The following is a 1,710-nucleotide window of genomic DNA, read 5'->3' as shown; positions in this document are numbered from 1 at the left end:
CTCGCCCTGCCGCTCGCCTGCGCATTCCCGGCGCTGTGGGCGTTCGCGCCCTCACGGTCGATCTCGGCAGTGGTCAGCGCGGCCTATTTCCTTGCGGCATCGCGCGGGCTGCCGCAGGGCGTCGTCAATTTCTACGACACCGATTTTGGAGTGGGCATCGCTTTGTGGATCGGCGCCGCGGCGGCCTTCGTCCTCGTCCATGCCGTCGTTTGGCAAAGACAGCCGGGATGGAAGAGGGCGCTTTGGTTTGGGCTTGCGGCGATCCTGATGAGCGTGCCGCCCTTTGGCATCGTCGGATGGGCGCAGCCGATCACGGCGGCCGGCGTTCTGTTTCCCGGATGGGGATGGTGGGGATTGGCCGCGACCGCGACCATCCTGCTCACCATGACGACCGGCACATGGCCCGTCGCGGCGATCGTCGCGGCCGGCTTCTGGGCCTGGTCGGCCGCGCACTGGCTCGCGCCCTCACAACCGGACGGATGGGTTGGTCTCGATACCGAGTTTGGGCGCGTGCTCGGCCGGGCTCCGGACCTCGATCAATCCCAGGCGCTTCTCCAGCGCGTGCGCGAAGCGGGCGCGGCCGGAGCGCGCGTTGTCGTGCTTCCCGAGAGTGCGGCCGGGCTGTGGACGCCGACCACGGGCGGCTTCTGGATGGACGGCCTTAGCGGCAGCGAGGTCACGCTGATCGCTGGCGCGGCGATCGTCGATCGCGAAGGCTATGACAATGCCATGATGGAGATCAGCGCCGGTCGCACGCGCCGGCTCTATGGCGAACGCATGCCGGTCCCGGTCTCGATGTGGCAACCCTGGCTGGCATGGACGGGGCAGGGCGGAGGCGCCCGGGCCAGTTTCTTTGCCAATCCCGTCGTGGAGTCCGCAGGCCAGCGCGTCGCACCCTTGATCTGTTACGAGCAACTGCTCGTCTGGCCCGTCCTGCAGTCGATGCTCCAGTCGCCCGACGTGCTTGTCGCGATCGGCAACGACTGGTGGACTGCCGGCACCAACGTCCTCGCGATTCAGAGAGCCAGCACCGAAGCCTGGGCGCGCCTGTTCGGGCTGCCGCTCGTGCTCTCGTTCAACACCTGAAGGGGGATCAGCATGATCGATGCCGCAACCATTCATCAATGCGCCGATCCGGGCTTGAGGCCGGCGATCGTCGAGACGTTCATCCGCGCGGTCGGCGCACCTGATCCGCTCGCCGTCACTGTCCGGACCGGAAGCCGCGTCATCCTCGTGACGCCCCCCAAGACGCCAGATGATGCCATGGAGCTGGTCCGCCATTACGTTGGCCAGGCCATGGTCCGCGTCGGCGTGACCCAATATCCGGCCGGTCTCGGTATCACCGACCTCTCGGAGCTCAAACCCGATCTGGTCGACACCTGCGCCAATATCAGGATGGGCACTGCACTGTTCGGCAAGGTCTATCGCATCGTTACGAAATGGTATGGTGCCCAGGTCGACGAGGCGTTCGGCGATGCGATCGATGCCTGGAAAACCGGTTATTTCGACGGGAAATATGTATTCGACGAGCCCGATCCCGGCAACCTGCCAGCCCGCAAGGCGGCGTCTGACGCTGGCGACAAACCCGCGGATGGTGACGCGGCGAGGCCTGCGAGCCGTCCGGACGTCGGCACCCAGCAGGACAAGGAGCCGGGCGATCCGAACAAGGCCGGCATCCGGATCGATCTGACCGGCATTGGCGTCAGCAAA

2 protein-coding genes are annotated in these 1,710 nt (G+C 66.3%); both read left to right on the top strand.

What is annotated here, in order from left to right:
- The coding region (locus CWO89_RS43915; RefSeq protein ID WP_130584348.1) for a conjugal transfer protein TraB at positions 1-1,086 on the top strand (1,086 nt) is incomplete at its 5' end.
- Between the two features lie 12 nt (positions 1,087-1,098).
- Positions 1,099-1,710, top strand: a 612-nt coding sequence (locus CWO89_RS43910) for a TraH family protein (RefSeq protein WP_130584347.1), incomplete at its 3' end; no start/stop codon positions are given.

The organism is Bradyrhizobium sp. Leo170 (assembly GCF_004296405.1).
In the GTDB taxonomy this organism is placed as follows: Bacteria; Pseudomonadota; Alphaproteobacteria; order Rhizobiales; family Xanthobacteraceae; genus Bradyrhizobium.
This window is presented reverse-complemented; position numbering and strand designations above follow the sequence as displayed.